11 protein-coding genes are annotated in these 15,571 nt (G+C 39.3%); 1 reads left to right on the top strand and 10 read right to left on the bottom strand.

From position 1 onward, the window contains the following. Positions 1 to 137: 137 nt before the first annotated feature. A complete protein-coding gene (gene topA / locus SOM16_RS04105; RefSeq protein ID WP_320462726.1) occupies positions 138 to 2,702 on the bottom strand; it encodes a type I DNA topoisomerase in 2,565 nt (854 codons plus the stop codon). Between the two features lie 455 nt (positions 2,703 to 3,157). Here topA and SOM16_RS04100 point away from each other — a divergent pair, with 455 nt between their 5' ends. Beyond that, positions 3,158 to 3,673, top strand: a complete 516-nt coding sequence (locus tag SOM16_RS04100) for a glutathione peroxidase (protein ID WP_320462725.1) — start codon at positions 3,158 to 3,160, stop codon at positions 3,671 to 3,673. A 175-nt stretch (positions 3,674 to 3,848) separates the two neighbouring features. On the opposite strand, the gene aqpZ is transcribed toward SOM16_RS04100, so the two are convergent. From aqpZ to SOM16_RS04055, 9 genes are all read right to left on the bottom strand, one after another. After that, positions 3,849 to 4,556 carry an aquaporin Z gene (gene aqpZ, locus SOM16_RS04095; RefSeq protein WP_320462724.1) on the bottom strand — a complete coding sequence of 236 codons (708 nt, stop codon included), beginning with the start codon at positions 4,554 to 4,556 and terminating at the stop codon, positions 3,849 to 3,851. Positions 4,557 to 4,814: 258 nt separating this feature from the next. Beyond that, positions 4,815 to 5,321 (bottom strand): hypothetical protein, encoded by a 507-nt coding sequence (locus SOM16_RS04090; RefSeq protein ID WP_320462723.1) that lies wholly within the window; start codon positions 5,319 to 5,321, stop codon positions 4,815 to 4,817. Then, complete coding sequence (locus SOM16_RS04085) at positions 5,314 to 6,576, bottom strand: condensation domain-containing protein (RefSeq protein ID WP_320462722.1); 1,263 nt, start codon at positions 6,574 to 6,576, stop codon at positions 5,314 to 5,316. The genes SOM16_RS04090 and SOM16_RS04085 overlap by 8 nt, the downstream gene beginning before the upstream one ends. A gap of 14 nt (positions 6,577 to 6,590) precedes the next feature. Continuing rightward, a complete protein-coding gene (locus tag SOM16_RS04080) occupies positions 6,591 to 7,853 on the bottom strand; it encodes a condensation domain-containing protein (RefSeq protein WP_320462721.1) in 1,263 nt (420 codons plus the stop codon). A gap of 7 nt (positions 7,854 to 7,860) precedes the next feature. After that, positions 7,861 to 9,063, bottom strand: a complete 1,203-nt coding sequence (locus tag SOM16_RS04075; RefSeq protein ID WP_320462720.1) for a glycosyltransferase — start codon at positions 9,061 to 9,063, stop codon at positions 7,861 to 7,863. Positions 9,064 to 9,073: 10 nt separating this feature from the next. Next, complete coding sequence (locus SOM16_RS04070; RefSeq protein ID WP_320462719.1) at positions 9,074 to 10,276, bottom strand: glycosyltransferase; 1,203 nt, start codon at positions 10,274 to 10,276, stop codon at positions 9,074 to 9,076. A 16-nt stretch (positions 10,277 to 10,292) separates the two neighbouring features. Next, positions 10,293 to 11,057 (bottom strand): alpha/beta hydrolase, encoded by a 765-nt coding sequence (locus tag SOM16_RS04065; protein WP_320462718.1) that lies wholly within the window; start codon positions 11,055 to 11,057, stop codon positions 10,293 to 10,295. Further along, complete coding sequence (locus tag SOM16_RS04060) at positions 11,045 to 11,344, bottom strand: phosphopantetheine-binding protein (protein ID WP_320462717.1); 300 nt, start codon at positions 11,342 to 11,344, stop codon at positions 11,045 to 11,047. Before SOM16_RS04060 ends, SOM16_RS04065 begins: the two co-directional genes overlap by 13 nt. Then, the gene (locus SOM16_RS04055) at positions 11,332 to 15,567 is read right to left on the bottom strand and encodes a beta-ketoacyl synthase N-terminal-like domain-containing protein (RefSeq protein ID WP_320462716.1); all 4,236 of its coding nucleotides are present in this window, start codon (positions 15,565 to 15,567) and stop codon (positions 11,332 to 11,334) included. Before SOM16_RS04055 ends, SOM16_RS04060 begins: the two co-directional genes overlap by 13 nt. Positions 15,568 to 15,571: the final 4 nt, after the last annotated feature.

Below are 15,571 nucleotides of genomic sequence, written 5' to 3'. Positions count from 1 at the left end.
TTTTATATTAAAGATAAAAGGATAAGGATGTAAACATTGAAAACTATCTTTTATCCTTATTCCTTGCTCCTTGTTCTTTGTTCCTTACTCTTTGCTCTTTGTTCCTTGTTCTCTGTTCCTTACTCTTCGTTCCGATCTTACTTTTTCTTTGCTACTGCCTTTTTAGTAGCCGGAGCTTTCTTTTTGGCTGGTGCTTTTTTCTTCGTTTCGAAAGCGTTTGGCACTTGCTCCACAATCATCTTTTTCACCACTTCCAAATCAATATCGACCAATTCTTCTGGTGTATATTTTTGTTTGGTCGCCTCGTTATTTCTCAATTTAAGCATCAATTTACCGAAACGGATGAACGGTCCCCAGCGGCCATTTTCGATGGATATCTTCTCCGCTTCCCAGGTTTTGATGAAACGATTAGCCTCCTTTTCAACCTTTTTACCAATTAGCGTTTCAATATCTTCCTGAGATAAATTATCAAAATCGTAGCCTTTTGCAGGGATATTGATAAACAAATCATTCCATTTAATAAACGGACCAAAACGACCCTTACCTTTTGTAACGCCAAGACCCTGATAATGAGCAATTGGTGCATCAGCATCCATCTTTTCGCGGATAATCTCTACTGCACGGTCGTAAGTAACCGATAAAGGCTCCTCGTTTTTAGGCAGTGAAATAAAACTTTCTCCCCATTTTACATAAGGTCCGAAACGGCCAACACCGATCATCACTTCTTTACCTTCAAAATCAGGTAAAGAGAAAGGCAGCTTAAATAATTCCAATGCATCTTCCAGCTGAATAGTGGCAACAGACTGTGTTCTCATTAAGCTGGCATAACGAGGTTTTTCTTCGTCGTCCTGTTCCCCGATTTGAACCAGAGGACCAAATTTACCAACTTTCGTATATACGTTTTTGCCGGTAGCCGGATCCAAACCAAGTAAACGCTCACCAGTTGCACGTTCTGCAGTTTCTAAAGTGATTTCTACTTCTTGGTGGAAAGGGTTATAAAAAGAATGCAGCATTTTTGTCCACTCCTGTAAACCCTGCGCAATCTCGTCGAATTCTTTTTCTACATTGGCAGTGAAGTTAAAATCCACGATGCCTTTGAAGTGCTCCACTAAAAAATCATTTACCACTTCGCCAATGTCAGTAGGGAAGAGCTTTGATTTTTCTGCACCAGTAATTTCAGATTTAATTTCTTTTTTCACCGCTCCGTTATTTAAAACGATTGCTGTGAATTTACGCGGCTTGCCATCCCTGTCTTCTTTTACTACGTATCCACGGTTTTGAACCGTTGAAATGGTTGGTGCATAAGTAGACGGACGGCCAATGCCCAATTCTTCTAATTTCTTTACTAAACTTGCTTCAGTATATCTTGCTGGCGGACGAGAATAACGTTCCGTTGCCTGCATTTCATTCAAAAATAATTCTTGTCCTTTAGCTAAAGGAGGCAGGATAGCGCCACCTTCTTTTTCTTCGCCTTCTTCCTCGTCAGTAGATTCTAAATAAACTTTTAGGAAACCATCGAATTTTAATACTTCACCTTCGGCAACTAAATGTTCCTTTCTGGTAGATGCGGTAATCTGTGCTGTTGTTTTTTCAAATAATGCTTCACTCATTTGCGATGCAATGGAACGCTTCCAGATCAGGTCGTATAAACGCTTCTCGGAAATATCGCCATCAACAGTATGTCTGTCGAAATAAGTTGGACGAATGGCCTCGTGAGCCTCTTGCGCACCTGCAGATTTCGTTTTATATTTTCTAGGCTGGTGGTATTGGTTGCCGTAGGCAGATTTAATTTCTTTTTCAGCAGCTTCTAAAGCCGTATCCGATAAGTTTACCGAATCCGTTCTCATGTAGGTAATCTTTCCAGCTTCATACAATCGTTGCGCCACCTGCATGGTTCTGGCAACAGAAAAACCTAATTTTCGTGATGCTTCCTGTTGTAATGTTGAAGTGGTAAAAGGGGCGGCAGGATTTCGCTTTGCTGGTCTCGTCTCTAAACTGGTGATGTCAAATTTAGCTGTTGCACAATCCTGAAGAAACTTTTCTGCATCAGAGTCACTTTCAAAGCGTTGTGGGAGTTCTGCTTTAACAACTTCGCGTCCTTTTCCTGTTGCAAATTGAGCAGTGATTTTGAAAGCAGCTGAAGCATTGAAGTTTAATACTTCTCTTTCTCTGTCAACAATTAAGCGCACTGCAACAGATTGCACCCGACCAGCAGATAACGATGGTTTAACTTTTTTCCATAAAACAGGTGAAAGTTCGAAACCCACCAATCTGTCTAAAACACGGCGGGCCTGTTGCGCATTCACTAAATTATAATCAATACTTCTGGGGCTATCTATGGCTTTTAAAATAGCAGGTTTGGTAATTTCGTGGAATACGATTCTTTTGGTTTTCTCTGCTTTGAGGCCTAAAGTTTCAAATAAGTGCCAGGAAATGGCTTCTCCCTCCCGGTCCTCATCGGATGCTAGCCATACCATTTCGGCTTCCTTTGCAAGTTTTTTAAGTTCGGCTACCATGCTTTTCTTATCTGCAGGTACCTCGTAAGTCTGGGCAAAATTATTTTTAATATCAATAGCCATATCGCCCTTCACCAAATCCCGAATGTGACCATAGCTTGATTTTACAAGAAAATCTTTGCCTAGGTAACCTTCTATAGTTTTAGCTTTTGCGGGTGATTCGACGATGAGTAAGTTTTTGGCCATGAAATACGATTTTGTGCAAATAAAGCTATAATTAAAGCATAAATCAAAACATGTGTGGTATTTAATATGATTTTTTTGAAGTGGAAAGAATAATGTTGGTCATATTAGGTATGAATAAGCAGGTGAATTACACCAAGCCTTTGGTTGTGACTCACCGAACAACCTAACTAATATTAACCATTTCAAACTATGGCGGCTTAGCGACTATTTTACTGCTATTGGCCTAAAGGCAATTGAATGGGAGGGGTTAAATTTTACGCGACATTTCTTTCCATCATCTTTTGGGCCGTTGGCAGGTCGTTCATCGCTAGGTGCGAAGAGTGCTTTTTTTAATCCTATCCTTTACCGATGAAAGGTAACGTTAGGTAGATAGATGTTTTTTGCATTATTTACAACAACATTGCGGTTGTGAAAACTTTTTGTGCCTATATTCGTATATAAAACAAAATAAAACGATGATCAGCACAATCTTAATCCTATTAAACTTTTTGGTGCCTAATCCACCAAAAACTGTTTACGATTTCAGCTTTAAAACCATTGATGGTAAAGTAGTAAAACTATCAAAATTTAAAGGCAAGAAAATTATGATAGTTAACACTGCTTCAAAATGTGGTTTTACGCCACAGTATGAAGATTTGGAAAAACTTCAGAAACAATATGGCAAAAAAATAGTACTTATTGGTTTCCCTGCGGGTAATTTCGGTGGACAGGAATTTTCTACCAATGCAGAAATTAAAGAATTTTGTACAGGAAAATATAATGTATCCTTCCTGATGGCTGAAAAAACCAGCGTAAAAGGTGATGATATCAGTCCTTTATTTAAATACTTAACCTCACAAACCAATACAGAAGAACAAGGAGATATTAAATGGAATTTCGAAAAATTCCTGGTTAATGAAAAGGGAGAATTGGTACATCGTTTCCGTTCCAAAACAAAGCCAACGGATGAGGCAATAGTAAAAAACCTATAGATACTGTAAAAATGCAGGATGGAATGATTTTTATCTTGCATTCAATAAATTTTAAAAAGGGTAAAATGGCAAATGGTACTCATCCATGTTTCCATTTTACCCTTTTTGAGTTTAAGAAATCGACAATAGAACTTCCTCTTTTACGATTTCTAAACGCGATGATCTATTTTCAATTTTAACTTTTTTCTAAAACAGTTTTCCAAACGGCTGCACTTAAAACTGCACCTACAATGGGAGCTGCAATAAATAACCAAATTTGGTTCAGGGCCTGGCCACCTGCTAATATTGCAGGCCCAATACTGCGTGCAGGATTTACGGAAACACCCGTGATTTTGATGCCAACGATGTGAATCAATACCAGCGAAAGGCCGATTGCCAAGCCTGCGAAACCACCATTAATATTTTTTGTAGAGGTTGCGCCAAAAATAACCAGAAGGAAGATAAAGGTAAAAACAGCTTCTGCTACAAAAGCTGCGATAATATTGTATTCTGCCAGATAGCCTTTGCCCCATCCATTAGCGCCTAATGCCCATTCTTTCATTTCGAAGCTGGCCTGATTACTTACAATAAGATAAAGGAGTGCTGCTCCGGCTATGCCTCCAAGAATCTGCGCCGCAATATAATATGCTGCTTCGCCTGCTTTCATTCGTCCGGCAACCACCATCCCTATAGAAATGGCCGGATTAATGTGACAACCCGATATGTGGCCAATTGCATAAGCCATTGCAACCACCGAGAGGCCGAAAGCAAAAGAGATACCCAATAAACCTACACCTGTTGTGCCATCTGCCCCCGCAATTACAGCGCTACCGCAACCCATTAACACCAATACCATAGTGCCTAAAAATTCAGCACTAAATTTTGAGAATTTACTCGTTTCCATATAATTTAAATTAGAAGTTGAAAAAACGAATAGGGGGAGATTCAAACCAAATGTAGTTTAAATTTTATGATTTTAAATGTTCAGAACTCATAATTTGAGATAAGAATAAAAGCCTGGGTTAATAAAAAAGGAAGGGGCTCAAATCCTTGAGCCCCATATAAACCAAACAAACTATTTATGAAGTATAAGTAGAACCTTAAGCGTTAATAAAGGTTTAATTTTTTTAAAGTTTAATTTATTTTTTTTAAAAAATCTTACTCAATCTGCCTTCACGGGTATTTCACGGATTTTTTTAAGCGACAAAAAGAAAAAAGCAATAGAGTAAAATCCCGCCAGGCTACCAGCCAACGCTGCCGAAAAAATGATTCCGAAATTAAAATTGACAGGGAAGCTCACGTAAAGGAGCACTAACACTAACACCATTACAGCAACAGTATATAGGCTATGTAGCCCAGCCAATCTAAACATCTTTGCTTTTCCTTCTATTATATCACTACATTCAAAATGCAAATTTTCATTATTCTGCAGTGCTTTAATTTTCTTACAAACATCAATTGTGATCAAAAAGGGAAGAAGCAAGGACATGGGTAATAAAAATCGCGCTAAATTTTGATCCCCTGTAAATAGATGCACAGATGTTTGTGTTTGAAGTGCAAAATAAGGAATCAATGTATTCAGCGTTACATTCGGAATTAAGTATAACAGCAGGTTTCTTCTAACAAACTTCCGCCATTTGTTTCTATTATTTTCAGTAATATCAGGCACTGGCAAGCGCGTTTATGTGTGCAGTCATCAAATCCATAACCTTAGCTTTAATTAACATGGCATCAAATTCCCGTAAAAAACTTTCATCAGACATTAAGGAAAAATCTAACTGATTATTAAATGTACTTACAACCAGTGTATTTGCATTTTTCCAGGGGAAGGCAACTGTAGGACTGTAAATGGTTTCTACACTAAAGGTTTTGTAATGCTGTTTAACATTCAGCAAACCCATATTGCTTAAAGTAATGTCGTGAGAACCATTTGTAGATCTGAGAAAGCCGATCATTTTGTCTGCCAGTGGGTGGAACGTTTCACTCATTTGTAAAAGCCGTGGTACGTTCATTTCACTAATCTTTCGATCAAGATCAGTTTTTATCGCTCTTGCATTTTGCCAGATATTAACTTCTTTTTCTGAAACTTTAAGTTCGGCAATTGGCGCGAAGGCAAACATAGTATCTGCTTTAATGCCAGGGATAAATCGCCTGATGTCTACCGGGCAAATCACTTTTCCATGGGCCTGATCATTTTTTAATACTTTAAATACAGCAATGAAGATGGCGCAAATAGCAGCATGAACACTTGTTTTTTCAGCCTTGCATTTAGTAAGAAAGGAATGTGTTTCGGTTTTGCTTAATTTCCAGTTAATGGCATAATTACTTTGGCTCCATCTTTTTCCAGATGTTGGTTTAAAAAGAAAAAATAATCTACCTAAAGCGGCAAAGGTTTTACGTTTTATATAATGGCTGGGTAAATAGTTATCTGGTAATAATTCGCTAACCAAAGAAAATGAACGATATGGAGAGAGTTCGTGGTTTGGATTATCAATCAATGTTAACATTTCTTGCATGAGGTTTACTATTGAGGTACCATCGCAGATGCAGTGGGGTAAAACCAACATTAAATTAGATTCCAAATGGCCTTTTATCCATACCAATCGCGCGAGGGGTTTATTGCTTTGATTAAATAGTTTATACCATTCTGTTTTCGATTCCCTTAACCAATCCTGATCAGACTGGAAATCAACTTCCCGTATTGGAATTTGATCAATAGCCTCATTGAGTACGAAATATGGTGTCTTATTAATCATTTCAATATTCATCCTCAACAATGGATGTTTCTTTTGAATCTGATCAAGTGCAAGCCTTAAGTCTTGAGCCTCAAACTCACCAAGTATTTTTGCAGTGAAAACACAGTTTAGCGGAGTTGCGGGGTCAACGTACATAATTCTTTCCCCTAAAATCAATTTTCTCTTCATATTCTATCGCTATTTTATATTTCAATATGCTTTTTAAGAAGCGAAATCACTTTTTCTTTAATTAACAGCGCATCATTAAAAGCAACATAACCTTCGCTGGCCACAAAAGAAAAATCCATCTGATTTTTAAACGTAGAGGTCAGGATGGTAGTGGTATTTCCTAGTGGGCCAATTACCGAGGGACTATAAATGGTCTCCAGTTCGAAGTTTTTATAATTATCCGGAAAATCTAACTTTCCTAAATTTGAAAACATGCAGTCGTTACTGGTTTTGCCATATTTCAAAAGGTTACTAAAATTATTTAAGGAAGGGTGGCAGGCTTCCATCATCATCATTAAAGCATAGGGATCAAGTTTCGCCAGTTTACGATCAACATCTTTCTGAAGATCTTTAACTCCTTCAATAAAATCATGGTGCTTTCCGGCAGAGAGCACAATCATCAACCCAAAAGCAAAAACATGATCTTTTTTTATTAATGGATTCAGGTTTCTGATATCAACGGGAAGAGATATTTTATTAAACGATTGATCTGCCAGCACCTCTTTAAATGCCTTCAATACAATCGCACTTACAAAGGTATTCACCGTAAATCCCTGCGATTTGCAAAAAAACAAAATGTTACGGGTTAGCTGCTCATCCAGTTTCCAATGAATTAAAAAGTCACGTTTTCTATCTATGGCTATTTTTTTAATCGGAATAATCCATAAGGCTAATGTGGCGATTTTGCCAATCAAGCTATTTTTCGTTCGTTTACGATAACTATTTAATACCTGCTCAGGAACAATATCTTTAATGCTTTGAATGGCGATTTCCTTGCCGATTTCAGCTTCAGGGTTGTCGAGTAATGAAAGAAGTTCTCTTAAGATAGAAAGGCCTGCTGTGCCATCACAAAGGCAATGGTGAAAAACCAGTAAAAACTCTGAAAATTCTTTGCCCTTAATCCAGGCAACTCTAAAAAGCGGAGCCTTGGAAGCATCAAAGGGGATATTCCATTCCCGTTCTGATTCCCGCCTCCAATCCGCTTCATTTACACGATCAATAATACGAACAGAAACTTTAAATGATTCGGGTGAATTGGTTATAAACCAAGGTTTTTTAATTTCATTAAATTCTATAGATGCAGTTAGCCACGCATGTTTCTTTTGAATGTTTAAGAGTGCCAGGTTGAGTCTGTCTTCAGCAATTTGACCTTTTATTTTGAATGGAATCACCATATTAAACGGACTTTTTCCATCACCATAGAGCATCCTTTCGCCAAAGAGTAATTTTCTTTTCATCTGTTGATCAGGCTGGTTCTAAAACACTATTATTCTTGGCGAAGTCTTCCAATAACTCAACGGCTTTGTCATTTCCTCCGGCCGCAATGAAAGTTTCCCTGATTTTTTGTGCAGCCAGTCGATATTTTGGATTTTCCAGCAATTCAAAAACCGTATTCCTTAAATCCGAAATCCGAAGTCTTTTATATCTGATACTGATTCCACATCCTGCTTGTTCAATCAATTTTGCAGTATGAAAATGATCGTAAGCAATTGGTGTAATCAACATCGGCAGGCCATTTGTAAAAGTGTCATTTACGGTGTTAAAGCCGCCATGACAAATTACGGCATCCATATGGGGCATTAACTCAGATTGTGGAACGAAACCATTTACAATGAAATTATCTGGCCACTTTTCGAAGATATCCGGGTTTGTTGCAGCAATAATGGTAACTGGTTCATTGGCAAAGGCATCGATTAATTTTTGAAAAAATGCCGCACGGATATCAACTAATAAAGTACCTAAAGAGACGAAAACCTTTGGTGTAGTGGCTTTTGATAATTTTTCCCAGTCAAAAGGCGCGAGGTTTGGCCTGCCTTTAACCGGGCCTACAAATTGCATATGCGGTGGCTTTTCATCAAAGCCGGCAAAAGTTTGAGAGGTGAAAACCATATTCAACTGATGGGAATGGATATGGATTTCTTCGCTGTAAATACCAACTTCTTTTTGCAAACCCAAAATGAGATTTTGTTGCCATTCAAAAATTTTCGGCGCACTCGTCGCAGTATCTCCCATTACATCTGGTGGTACAGGTGTGGTGGTAACGGAAGGAATCCCTTTTAAATGCGCACAGAGTGCACCCGCGAAGGTTATGCAGTCATTTATGATCACATCTGGCTTCCATTGGTCAACATATTTATTCAGTCCTGGCATCATCATCCTGGCGAAAGGAACATAGGTTTCTTCGAGCGCGAGTTTCATTACTTCAGGTCCGGAACAAGCTGGCCCGTCATCCTGACGTTTTAATATCCGGTCAATTTCTTCAGCATAAGGCGTTAAATCATTTTTAGGGTAGATAAATTCCCCTCCGTCAGGAAGATGAACCTGAGCCAAAGAAGTGATTCCAAACCATTTTACCTCATGCCCGCGGGCAAGTAAACTTGCGCCAATGCTTAACGTAGGGCTAATGTGACCAAAAAAAGGAGGAACAACGAATAGAAATTTCGACATATAGATTGGTTTAACTGATGAATGTTTTAATAATTTCGCGACTGGCGTTTTCCAGTAAATCGGCAGCAGTTTCATTGCCACCAGCATCAATAAAAGATTGTTTAATTTTCGTGGCTGCTTCCTGGTAGGATGGGTTTTTAAGAATGGTATTTGTCGCTTCCAGCAAGTGTTTAGCTTTAAAACGATTGAAGTTTAAGCGTTCTCCGGCACCTACTCTAAATACCCGGCCTGCTACATGACTTTGATCGTAAGCAATTGGAATTACAACGAGCGGAAGGCCGTTCATTAAACTTTCGCAAACCGTATTGTGGCCGGCATGGCATACCACAGCATCTAAATAAGGTAACAATTCTACCTGAGGAATTTGCTTTTGAACGGTGAAGTTAGCTGGCCACTCTTCAAATAGCTCTGGATCGGAAACTACAACAACATGGATGTCTTCTAGCGCAAAAGCTTCAATTACTTTACTAAAAAAACTTTTCTTATGCTCATGATCGAAAGTAGTGCCGATGCTAACCAGAATCTTTGGCTGCCTGATCGACAGGAATGCTTCCCAGTTAAAAGGGATTTCAACTTTCCGGCGGTTAAATACAGGACCAACGAATTTAAAGTGTTCTGGTAATTCCATTTCTCCAAAAAATTCTCTGGATGTAAAAATGAGGGTCAGCAGTTCTGAAGTGGCGAGGTTATTTGATTCATGGATGCCAAATTCCTGTTGCAAAGTAGTGATTTGGAGCACTTCCCACTCATGAACTTTAGGCAATTCATCCATTACTTTTATTGCTGCCGGAGCGGTAACGGAGGTAGCGTAGGGTAAATTTTTATTAAATGCAGCCATTGCACCAGCAAACATTTGATGGTCGGTAATAACCAAATCTGGTCTAAACTGATCCAAAAGCGTAGCAATTCCTTCGTAACTGTGTCGGTTAAGCGGAATTAAAACTTCTTCGTACAAAAATTTAACACTATCAATTCCATAAACTATTTTTTTGGTGATGATGTCCAGGTACTTTTCTGCCTCTTTTTTTTGCTGATCATTTTCATCGTAAGCAATTAATAAAAGTTCGCCACCAAGCGGTAATTTATCGGCCAGTGATTTATCTAAGGTTATCCAGCCGACGCGATGACCGCGTTCCAATAAAACAGTACCCAAACTTAGTGTGGGGTTAATGTGGCCCGTTAATGGAGGTACAATGAATACAAATTTTGCCATACGCCTTAATGTTTTTTTATTTTCGTTCAAGGAAATCCAATAGCGCTTCTCCAATAATTTGTGGTTCCTGTATTGGAATATTATGGTCGCCATCAATAATTTGCATTGATGAATTTTTAATTTTTTGATTTAAATTTTTCCCGGCATCAAGGCAATTGGATGTCAAACCGTAAAGCAACAGTACATCCTGATCAAGTTGATTAATAGCACCATCCTCAAAAAAATCTTTCTCCAAAACCATATCATCTTTAATAGAGGTTTGATGGAAAAGATATTCATACATCCGGTGGTTCTTTTCCATTTGTCGCTTGCCCATTTTAACCTTGGTGGTATCCGTAAAGTTCTCGACATAATTTTCCAGAAACTCCCGGCTATATTCATCAATAATACCTCTTGCTTTTTCATCACTAGGATCAGGAGCTTCAATGATGGCTAGTTTTTTGATTAAACTTGGGAAACGAATGGCCATTTTCAACGCGATTAATCCCCCAAAGCTGTATCCACCGAGATAAACTTGAGTTAATTTCAAAGCATTTATCAAAGCAAACAAATCATCAGTCATGCTGTCCAGATCATAGCCAGTCAATGTTTTTTCGCTCATGCCATGACTTTTCAGATCATACAACACCACATGAAAACGGGTAGCCAAAATAGGAGCGATGTTGAAATAATACACGGATAAATTGCTGAACATGCCATGTACCAACACCACTGTTTCTGAAGCTGTTTCATTCAGCTCCTGAACATGTACCGATTTGTTATTTATATCTAAGATTGGCATTCTTCGATGTAAGAAATGATCATTCCCAGGTTTAGATTAATCAGTTGATCCAGATCCATTGAAGATAACCAGCCGGTAAAATCAATCTGATCACCGAAATGGGCTTTAATCTTTTCTGAAAAGGAGACGATTTCGATACTATCCATTTCCAGATCTTTGGTAAACGAACTTTCTGGTGTAATGTCCATTTCCTCCACAAACTCTTCACCAATTACCTCCGTAATAAATTTCTTCATGAGATCAAAAATCTCTTCGCTGCTTAATTTTGTAGTCGTTAAAGTGTCCATCCGATGATATAGTTTTTATGTTTAATTGTTTTGATTGTAATGTTGTTAATGGTCAATTCTTCACCATTTATGCCTTCAATAGTATAAGCCTTCGGGTTTCCCTGTAAACCCTTGCCTAAAAACTTGCCGTAAGCCTCTTTGGCAACCCAAAAACGGGTTGCCCATTCAATTTTATCTTGTGCTGCCAGCAGTTTAAGTTCATGGTCGTTAAAAACCAGGTCAAAAAACGCAGGACTTCTTTCTTCTATGGTTTCTATGTCTATTCCCACTGGTCTGTCGAATCTGGCAATCCCAACTGCATCGGTTCCTTTATGAGCAATCGAGATGTGGATTCCTTCTGTTAAACCGCCCTTTACAAACGGTTTGCGAAGTTCATCTGAATAAATCTCGAAAGTAATAGGATAGCAGGCTTCCTGTTTTTGGATATTTAGTAGGTTTCTAACTGCATCTTTTGCAGCTACCCGGCTAATCATCCAGGTTTTCCTCTTGTTGGGAAGCAGTTCGTTATGGTATTTCTTTTCGGTCTGGTTGAAATATCTTTTCAGAATAAAATCCCACGAAACCACCCGAGCGTATGCATTGCCAAAAAGGAAAACACCTGGTGCAATCTCCGCGGATAAACGGTTATGCAATGGCGACATGGAAACATTCCAAAGTGGTTCATCGATCTCCAAACGTCGGTTTTGCCAGCCAGTAATGATTAACCAGGTTTTACCATCCCTTTTCATGACGATATCAGCGGTAGCGAATTCATCATTTATATCTGTTAGTACGCAGGTACATTCGAAGGTTCCATGCTGATTAGCCATGTCTCCGAAAAATTCGATTTCCTGAATTTTTACAGGAAAAGCAATCCGGTCTTTTTCGAGTGTAAGCTGTAGCCATAAACCAAATAATTGGCCGGCGTTATCCAATAAAGAACCTTTGCCTCCAGCAGATTCAATTAATCCGGTGATCCCCTTTTTACCTACTGCCACCAGTTTTTTGATCCCTTGGTAGCCCGGACCATGAAACATGTGTGCATCGTAAATTTCTTCCCTTGTCCGGTCAATATTTAACTTTTCGCCAATATGGAAATCACGGTTGGGTGCCTCATTAAGATTTTGACTTAGCTTTACTTCGGCATTTGCAAAGCGATCCAGGTTGAGATAAACTGTTTGCTCGTCTTTCCATTCTCCGATAACGGTTTCCTGAAACGGTTTTACTACGTTCATCCACTGGAAAACACGCATATTCATGATTTTTTGAACCCGCTCTAAAGGGGATTGCGCATTGGCAATTTCAGCAAAAACTTCAAAGATCATGGTCATTGGGATAACAGGATCCATATCTTCTACGGTTGGCCAGCCTTTTGGCTGCCGCAGCAGCGAATGATCAATCAGATAAGGGCAATTTTCTAAACTCACGTCAAGTGTTTCAGTGAAGGGCTTCCGTACTGGTCTTAAGTCTTGCTGTGGTAGGAAATTCGTATTATGTTGCGGATCGAAATTGATCTTTCCGAAATGTTCCAGCATTTCCTCCTGCATGTTGATCATCTCCAGCACATTTTCATTAAATGCATTTAAAACAGGATGATGGACATCTGCGAACACGGGTTTTGTTTTCGGTTGATTCTTAAAGCTTAAGCCTTTCAGTGTTTGAAGATTGTGGATAATCGGAGAACCAAGCGCGAGTTTAATTCCTTTATTTGCTTTTACGGAACTGGGTTTTACCTGGCTTAGAAAATCCAGTCCAACTTCCTTTCCTTCTACAAACAAAGCTGCAATCACCCTTTGCAATTGGGTGATACCGGAGCGGATGGGAACATTGGCACTAATTGTGCTGATTTCTTTACCCTTCAGGGTATCATCTATAAAGCCTGTTAAACCGCCAGAGCCTACCTGAATAAATACCCTGGCACCTTCCTGATACAGTTTTTCAGTCAGCTCGCGGAAGCGAACCGGTTTAATCAGATGTTCCGCACTTAACCGGCGGATGGCTTCAAAACCTTCCGGATAGGTATTTAATGTAGTGGCCGACCAAAGTGGCGTGCTTGTTTTTCTGAATTGCATATCCTGCATGCCAGATAAAATCAACTCTAATTTATCTGCTACAAAAGGAGAATGGAATCCGGATTGAAAAGGTAAAATTTGATGAAAGATCTGCTTTTCTTTTAAAACCGGAACCAGTTTTTCCAATGCATTTTTGCTGCCACAAAGAATGACCTGTTGTGGGCAGTTATCATTTGAAAGGTATAATTCGGGAATACTGTCTAAAATGGTATCAAGTACTTCTAAACCACAGCCAATGGCAATGAAACGAGAATCTTTGAGTTCAAAAGTTTCTGGAGTTAATATTTTCAATAAATTCATCACAGAACTTTCTTCGGCAAGTTCAGAAGATCTTGCCGCAAGCCATTCACCTAAACTATGGCCAGCATTCATATCTGATTTAATCCCCAGGGTTTTCAATGCCTGATCTAAAACGCTGCTTTTATTTAATGTTTGAAGTGCGTCACTCAGCAAGCCATCTTTAGTTTCCTGCTGATCGATCTTAATATTGAAATAATCAGCTACACTATTTATTTCTCCGCCAGATAAACCATCTAAACCAGGAAAAACAAATGCTATTTTTCCAGTTCCTAAAAGCAATGGATTATTGCTGTACCAAATGTCTTGTTTGTTTTTCCAGGGAATATTCTTAGCGACAATTTTCACCGCTTTTTTAATTCTGTCGGTTGTAGGATTAAATATCGCAATCCGAAAGTTTCCTGCTCCAGCACTAAAATCCTCATTTTCGAGCGCTAGAATTAATTCCTGATGCGTATGGCGGGCAAGTACAACAACTTCATCTTTTTTGGATTGATTAAAGGCTTCGAGAACCACATGCGCATTAATACCACCAAAGCCAAACGCATTTACCGCAGCCAGTTTTGGCAGGCCAGACTGTTCCCAATTCGTTGTCTTTTGAACGGCAGAAAACCGGGTTTCCTTAAGCTGCGCCAATGGTTCATCGCAGTGTAAGGTAGGAGGGATTATGCCATGATATAAGGCCAAAGTGGTTTTGATTAATCCGGCAATTCCTGCAGCAGGCATCGCGTGTCCGATGTTTGATTTTACAGAGCCAATTCCTGCTTTTGGCAAACTTTCATTTTGACCAAAAAATTGTTTTAAGGTTTCAATCTCGGTTTTATCTCCAAGTGGCGTTCCGGTTCCGTGCGCTTCCAGGTAGCCAATATTTTGAGGGGCCAATGTAGCGTTTTCCCAGGCTTGGGCAACAGCTTTTAGCTGTCCTTTCACCGATGGGCTCATCACACTGGTGCCACTTCCATCACTGCTTATGCCAATTCCTTTAACTACGGCATAGATTTTATCTTTATCCAGAATGGCATCTTCTAATCTTTTTAATACCACAAATCCGCAACCTTCGCCAATAATTAAGCCGTCGGCATGTTGGTCGAAAGGTTTAATCTTTTCCTGCTTCGAAAGTGCACCCAATTGAGAAAATATACTCCAGAATGCTGCATTTTGCCCTAAGTGTACGCCTCCGGCAATTACCATATTGCAACGGCCACTATTCAGCTCTTGTACGGCATGATCAATTGCGAGGAGCGAGCTGGCACAAGCGGCATCCAGTGTGAAGGCTAAACCACCCAAATTAAATCGGTTAGCCACCAGCGAAGCCACTAGATTGGGAATTAGTCCCATTGCTGTATCGGCGCTAAAACGACCTTTCCGCTGCTGAAATTCGTGTTTTACCTGAGCTATATCTTCATCAGATAACTGGGGTAGAAGGTCTTTTAATACACTAGAAATCTGTTCTCCGGTTCTTACAATTTCGATCGCTCTGGTAGCGCCCGGACCTGTATAGTTTCCTTTACCAATGATGATTCCTGTTTTATCGAGGTTATAATTTCTTTCGAAAACGCCGGCATCTTCCAGGGCACTATGCACCAAATCAAGCGTAATTAAATGATCGGGTTCAGTACCTTCCACAGCCAGGGGCAAAATTCCAAACCGTTGCGGATCGAAGCTATATGCTGGAATAAAACCTCCTCTGTTACAATAAAAACGATCTACGCCAGTAACAGATTGATCAAAATGCACCGGATCTATCCGGTCAGCAGGAACACTTTGGGTAGAATCTACGCCATTAAGAATATTTTCCCAAAATGTTTGCACATTTTTCGCCCCTGGAAATATACAAGACATTCCAATAATCGCAACATCGCTTTTCTTCATCATGCTA

The organism is Pedobacter sp. CFBP9032 (assembly GCF_034045265.1).
In the GTDB taxonomy this organism is placed as follows: domain Bacteria; phylum Bacteroidota; class Bacteroidia; order Sphingobacteriales; family Sphingobacteriaceae; genus Pedobacter.
Note: the sequence above shows the minus strand (reverse complement) of the source record. Positions and strands in the feature narration are given on the sequence as shown.